6 protein-coding genes are annotated in these 5,921 nt (G+C 64.7%); 5 read left to right on the top strand and 1 reads right to left on the bottom strand.

The window, feature by feature from the left end:
* Positions 1-983 precede the first annotated feature (983 nt).
* From JHD59_RS21345 to zapE, 5 genes are all read left to right on the top strand, one after another.
* A complete protein-coding gene (locus JHD59_RS21345; protein ID WP_199155744.1) occupies positions 984-1,205 on the top strand; it encodes an EscE/YscE/SsaE family type III secretion system needle protein co-chaperone in 222 nt (73 codons plus the stop codon).
* A 215-nt stretch (positions 1,206-1,420) separates the two neighbouring features.
* Positions 1,421-2,311 carry a cysteine synthase CysM gene (cysM, locus tag JHD59_RS21340; RefSeq protein WP_199155743.1) on the top strand — a complete coding sequence of 297 codons (891 nt, stop codon included), beginning with the start codon at positions 1,421-1,423 and terminating at the stop codon, positions 2,309-2,311.
* Between the two features lie 77 nt (positions 2,312-2,388).
* Positions 2,389-3,003: a glutathione transferase gene (gene yfcF / locus JHD59_RS21335; RefSeq protein WP_199155742.1), complete on the top strand. Its 615-nt coding sequence runs from the start codon at positions 2,389-2,391 to the stop codon at positions 3,001-3,003.
* Between the two features lie 46 nt (positions 3,004-3,049).
* Positions 3,050-3,832 (top strand): ABC transporter substrate-binding protein, encoded by a 783-nt coding sequence (locus JHD59_RS21330; protein ID WP_199155741.1) that lies wholly within the window; start codon positions 3,050-3,052, stop codon positions 3,830-3,832.
* 87 nt (positions 3,833-3,919) lie between these two features.
* Positions 3,920-5,083, top strand: a complete 1,164-nt coding sequence (gene zapE, locus JHD59_RS21325; protein ID WP_199155740.1) for a cell division protein ZapE — start codon at positions 3,920-3,922, stop codon at positions 5,081-5,083.
* A 3-nt stretch (positions 5,084-5,086) separates the two neighbouring features.
* Here the strand turns inward: zapE and JHD59_RS21320 are convergent.
* On the bottom strand, positions 5,087-5,921 hold an 835-nt coding region (locus tag JHD59_RS21320; protein ID WP_233164450.1), incomplete at its 5' end, for an MgtC/SapB family protein.

Raw genomic sequence — 5,921 nt, 5'->3', positions numbered from 1 at the left:
CCCCCCCCCCCCCCCCCCCCCCCCCCCCCCCCCCCCCCCCCCCCCCCCCCCCCCCCCCCCCCCCCCCCCCCCCCCCCCCCCCCCCCCCCCCCTTTTTTCATCACCCGCCCACCACCGACATCTACACCTCCGTGCTGTCGTCGGCAGCGTCAGATGTGTATAAGAGACAGGGGCCGCACGCTGACGCCGGCCGCGCCTGCGCCGCCGCCCGCCCCGCGCGCTTGGCTGCCGCAGGCGCTGCGCGCCGAACCCGGGCTGACGGCGCGCTGGCTGGGCAACGATGTGCTGGAGCTGACCGGCCGCTGCCGCGACAGCGGCCAGTTGCTGACGCTGACCACTCGCTTGCGCGCGGCCGGCGTCCGTCTGCGGCAGGAAACCGTGTGCGACGACGAACTGCGGCGTTCGGTTCGCGCGCTGATGGCGAGCTATGGCTACCCCGATGCGACGGTCACGCTGGATGCGGCGGGCCATGCCGACATCGACGGCCCGGTGGCCGGCGATACCGCCGCGCTGGCGGCCGCGTTGGATAAGCTGCCGGGGCTGGTGGGCTGGCGCCTGTCCGACCGCGGTGCCGATGAGCTGGCCGCCTTGTTGCCGAGGCTGAAGGCCGCCGGCTTGCTCGCCGGCCTCAGCGCCGCGCGCGGCGACCAGGGCTGGTTGCTGTCCGGCCAATTGGACGAGGCCCGCCAGGCGCGGCTGGCGGCGTTTCTGCAAATCGTCAATGCCGAGCCGGGCCGGACGCTGCCGCTGCGTTTCGTCGGCGCGGCCAGCAGCGCCAAGGCGGCCGACTATCTGCCCGCCGCCATGGCCGGCGTGGGCGGCAACGCCGAGGCGCCATACCTGCAGCTGGCCAACGGCATGCGCCTGCTGCCGGGCAGCCCGGTGCGGCAGGGCTTGCGCGTGGCGGCGATAGACGCCGATGGCGTATCGCTGGCCGGCGCGCGTGAACTGATATTCCTTCCTTTGCACAGTTGAGGCTAGACATGTACACCCTGACCGAACTGGAAGACCGCCTGGCCGCCGATGCGTCCGGCCATCAGCGCCGGACCTTGCTGGAAACCTTGAACGCGACGGTGATGGCGCTGGGACGGGCGCAGCGCGAGCCGCAGAGCGCAGAGCGCTACGCCAGCCTGGAGCGGCAGCGCCTGGCCGCCCTGGCGGCGATGCGGGTGGTGGATACGGTATGGAGCCGCTTGCACTCGTAGCGAGTGGTGACTTGAGAGTGGTTGCTTTCGCACGGCAGGTGAATGGTATTGTCAGCCCTCTTGTTTTTAACACGGTATCGCCGATGCGCAGTGCATCGTAAATAAGTTTCTCGGCCTTGCCGTCCCTGTTACCGACGGTTATTAGATTAGAAATAACGATTTCGCATGCGCTGATAGCTAATCGATATAATGGGGCTAGCTTTGGGAGAGTCACCGTGTACAAACATCTGGAAGATTTCGTCGGCGGCACGCCGTTGGTCAAACTGAAACGTCTGCCATCCGGCAACGGCAACGTGGTGTTGCTGAAGCTGGAGGGCAACAATCCGGCGGGCTCGGTCAAGGACAGGCCGGCGCTGTCGATGATCCGCCGCGCCGAGCAGCGCGGCGACATCCAGCCCGGCGACACGCTGATCGAACCCACCAGCGGCAATACTGGCATCGCGCTGGCGATGGCGGCGGCGATGATGGGTTACCGCATGGTGCTGATCATGCCGGAAAACTCCAGCGCCGAGCGGGTGCTGGCGATGCGCGCCTACGGCGCCGAGGTGATCCTGACCCCGGCGGCGGGCTCCATGCCCGCCGCCATCGACCTGGCGCGCAGCATGGAGGCGGCAGGCCAGGGCCGCATCCTGGATCAGTTTGCCAATCCGGATAATCCGCAGGCGCATTACGAAACCACTGGCCCGGAAATCTGGGAGCAGACCGGCGGCAAGATCACGCACTTCGTCTCCAGCATGGGCACCACCGGCACCATCATGGGCACCAGCCGTTTCCTGAAAGAAAAAAATCCGGCTATCCGCATTGTCGGCGTGCATCCGGAGCCGGGCAGCCAGATCGCCGGCATCCGCAAATGGGAAGACCCGTATGTCCCCAAGATCTGCGACTTCTCCCGCGTGGACGAGATCCAGCATGTCGGCCAGCAAGAAGCCGAAGACACTGCCCGGCTGCTGGCGCGGCGCGAAGGCATCCTGGCCGGCCCGTCTTCCGGCGGCGCATTGGCGGTCGCCCTGCGCCTGGACGCCCAACTGAAGGACGCGGTCATCGTGTCCGTGGTGTGCGATAGGGGCGACCGTTACCTTTCCACCGGATTGTTCGACCACGCTTGACGGTGTGTCGACGGCGGCCGGCTTGGCGGCGAGGGAAGGGTTGATTAGCATGTGGGTTTTGCCAATGGAATGCCATCATGCTGCAACTGTATGTTGATCACGATTTTCTCAGCCCCTACGCCATGGCGGCTTTTGTCGCGTTGACCGAGAAGGGCCTGCCTTTTACCGTTCTCACCCGCAATCTGGACGGCGGCGAGCAATTCGAGCCGGGTTATCGCGCGCAGTCGCTGACTTCGCGCGTCCCCATGCTGGTGGACGGCGATTTTCATCTCAGCGAGTCGTCCGCCATCATCGAATACCTGGAAGACGCCTATCCCGACACCGCCCGCGTATTGCCCATGGATTTGAAGGCTCGCGCCCGCGCGCGCCAGTTGCAGGCCTGGCTGCGCAGCGATCTCTTGCCGTTGCGGGATGAGCGCACCACCGCCACCGTGTTCGGGCGCAAACCGGCATTGCAACTATCGCCAGCCGCCCGCGCGGCGGCGGACAAGCTGATCGCAGTGGCCGAGGCATTGGTGCCGGCCGATGGCGGCAATCTGTTTGGCGACTGGTGTGTGGCCGATGCCGAGCTGGCCTTGTTGTTGCGGCGATTGACGCAAGACGAGCTGCCGGCCAGGCTGGCTCACTATGCCGAACGGCAATGGCTGCGGCCGTCGTGTGTCGCCTGGAGGGCGCGCCAGGCGAGGTCGTGAGTCGCATACTTCCTATAATGTCTTCATAACAAGACAGGGGGTGGCGATGAATCTATCGCGGATAAGCAGGCTGCTGGTCTGTATATTGCTGGTCTGCGCCTGCGCGCCGCCGGCGTCGGCCGCGCCGCGCGATCTGTTTTTCGTCACCCAGGTGTTTCCTCCCTTTATTACCCAGGATACGGCGGGCAAGCCGGATGGCGGGCTGGTGGTTGTGCTGCAGGAAGCCTGCAGACGTCTGTCCTGGCGTTGCACGGTGCAGATCATGGTATGGAAGCGCGCCTTGCTGATGATCAGCTTGGGCGAGGCCGATGGCCTGGTTCTGGCGCAAGATGCGCCGGAGCGGCGAGCGGTGATGGACTTGTCCAGGCCGGTGCTGGTCAGCAGCTATGGCCTGTATGCGCGCAATGGCAATCCGCTGCGCTATCGGCAGCCGGCTGATCTGTCCGGCCGCAGCGTGGCGGTGTATGGTCCATCGTTGTCGCAGACCAACTGCGAAAAGCTGGTGCAGGGTGTGCCGGGCGTCGATCTGAAGGTGGAGCTGGATCCGCAAACGGTATTGCGCAAGCTGTCTGCCGGCCGTTACGGCGCGGACGGGGTGGCCTTTTCCAACGATGATGTGGCGCGCTACTGGATCCGCCGCGATGGGCTTTCGGATTTGCATCAACTGGCTGAAGTGAAAACGCTTGCCTATTTGTACGGTTTCACTCGCAGCCGGGTGCAGCCCGGCATGCTGGACGAATTCAACCGCGCGCTGGATGAGATGTGCCGCGATGGCAGCTTGCAGAAGCTGGCCGCGCCTTACGGCATCCGCCCGGTTGCCTGCCGCTGAATGCGCGTTGAGCGGGCAAAGCGGTTATCATAAGGGCACATTCCGCCGCGACCACGGCGTCCCACGCAGCGCAGAACAAGCAAAACCATGTCGCAACATACATTTTCCCCGGACGAGAATGTCCATTGCAGCCCCAAGGGTTGGTATCAGCTGGCCAGCGAGCGGCCAGGCTTCATTCACGACGCGGCGCAGGCCGCCGCCATCGAGCAATTGGACCGGCTGTGGCACCAATTGGTGGATTTCAAGGCCAAGCGCAACCGCTTCCTCGGCCGCAGCCTGCGCAGCCCGGAAGTGCCGCGCGGCCTGTATTTCTGGGGCGGCGTCGGCCGCGGCAAAAGTTTTCTGATGGACGCCTTCTACGCCTGCGTGCCTTACCGCCGCAAGCGCCGCATCCATTTCCACAATTTCATGGCGGAAACGCACCGCGAGCTGCGGAAGTTCGCCGGCAACAAGGACCCGCTGCTGGCCTACGCCGATGAGATCGCCAAGGCCACCCGGCTGCTGTGTTTCGATGAATTCCATGTGTCCGACATCGCCGATGCGATGATACTGGGCCGCCTGCTGGCGGCGCTGCTGGAGCGCGGCGTGGTGGTGGTGACCACCTCCAACTACGCGCCGGACGATCTGTACCCTAACGGTCTGCAGCGGCAGAACTTTCTGCCGACGATAGCGCTGATCAAGCGCGAGCTGGACGTGCTGAACGTGGACGGCGGCCATGATTATCGTCTGCGCGAGCTGACGCGCGAGCCGCTGTTCATGGTGCCGGCGGATGAGGCCAACGAGTGGCGGATGGAACAGTTGTTTGTCAAAGTCGGCACCGGCGCCGAGCTGCCGCAAAAGTCCATCACCGTATTGGACAGAGAGATTGCGGTGAAGCGGATGTCGCCCGGCGTGATCTGGTTCGACTTCATGGCGCTGTGCGATGGCCCGCGCGCGCAGACCGACTATCTGGAAATCGCCAGCGAATACCACACGGTATTCCTGTCCGGCATCCCCAAGCTCACTGCCAAGCAGGCGTCCATCGCCCGCCGCTTCACCTGGCTGGTGGACGTGTTCTACGATAATCGCGTCAAGCTGATCGCCTCGGCCGAGGCGCCGCCGGAGGAAATCTATACCGAAGGCGTGCAATCCGGCGAATTCTTCCGCACAGCCAGCCGCCTCACCGAGATGCAGTCCAAGAGCTATCTTGAACTGCCGCATCAATCGATGGCGCAAAGCCACGACCAGCCGCCGCCGGGCGTGGCGCTGTAGACATCAGTTGCGCGCCGGCTGGATATCCAGCTCCTGGATATGGTCGGCCGCCATGATGTCGCGCGCCAGGTCCACCACGCTGAAGAAGGTGCGGCGGTCCTGCGCCGAAATCATGAAGCTCCAGCGGGTGCCGCTGGCGTCGGCCTGGATGCTGATGCTTTCCTCATGCAGCTTGAGGCCGAACGGCGACAAGCGGCCAGCCAGCGTTTCCACCGTCCAGGAATGCTCCGGATTGAGCTTGACGTTGACGAACAGGCTGACCCGGCGCGGCAGCACGCCTTCTATCCGGTTGACCACGGTGACGAAGACCATGCACAGAATGGTCAGCGCGATGGCTGCCGCGTAGAAGCCTACGCCGATCAGGATGCCGATCACCGACGACATCCACACCGATGCGGCCGAGGTCAAACCACTGATGCTCAACCCTTCTTTCATGATCATGCCGGCGCCAAGAAAGCCGATGCCGGTCAACACCCCCTGCGCCACCCGCGTCATGTCGGGGTGGACGGCATCCGGCGTGGCGCCGCCGTACCAGTAGCCCGAGTAACCGATGATGGTGATAGCCGCGGACGAGGCCATGCAAACCAGGCCATAGGTGCGCATGCCGGCGGCGCGGCCGTTGTACCAGCGTTCATAGCCCAGCAGGCTGCCCAGGCACAAACCGCCCAGCAGATTGCCGATCACCAGCAGGTTGATCTGCCATTTGGACGCGCTCCAGTACAGATCCGACAATTGCGACCAGCTCCACTCCATGCATGCCTCCACGAGAGCCGCGCAAGCCGGCGCGGCACAATCGCTTAAATCGCGCATGATGGCATATCCGCTGTCTTTGCCCAAG

The sequence above is a fragment of the Chromobacterium sp. ASV23 genome, assembly GCF_016428945.1.
GTDB classification, from domain to species: Bacteria; Pseudomonadota; Gammaproteobacteria; order Burkholderiales; family Chromobacteriaceae; genus Chromobacterium; species Chromobacterium sinusclupearum.
This window is presented reverse-complemented; position numbering and strand designations above follow the sequence as displayed.